This is a genomic window from Nitrosospira sp. NpAV (assembly GCF_000832065.1).
Classification (GTDB): Bacteria; Pseudomonadota; Gammaproteobacteria; order Burkholderiales; family Nitrosomonadaceae; genus Nitrosospira.
Genome location: NZ_JXQM01000200.1, coordinates 1 through 290, shown reverse-complemented (window position 1 = coordinate 290; position 290 = coordinate 1). Strand labels below are relative to the sequence as shown.

Annotated in this window: 1 protein-coding gene; it reads left to right on the top strand. The window is 65.2% G+C overall.

The genetic code is table 11. The annotated features are described in order from the left end of the window. Positions 1-65 precede the first annotated feature (65 nt). A partial coding sequence (locus SQ11_RS15880; RefSeq protein WP_041515179.1) for a dioxygenase occupies positions 66-290 on the top strand: 225 nt, incomplete at its 3' end.

The window sequence follows — 290 nt, the reverse complement described above, 5'->3', positions numbered from 1 at the left end:
TATTTCAGACCTGTGCTCTTCCGATCTCACCGGCTATTGAGACGACACGACGAAGGAGAACCCAAATGCTTCCCAGCCTGTTCATTTCCCATGGCTCGCCGATGCTGGCCCTGACCCCCGGGCCGGCCCACGACTTCCTGCGCCGGCTGGGCCGCGAGCTGACGCCTACGGCTATCGTGGTGGTCTCGGCCCACTGGGCCAGCCGCCAGCTGCTGGTCAGCACCAGCGAGCGTCCCGAGACCATCCACGACTTCGGCGGCTTCCCCCGCGAGCTCTTCGAGTGCCAGTAC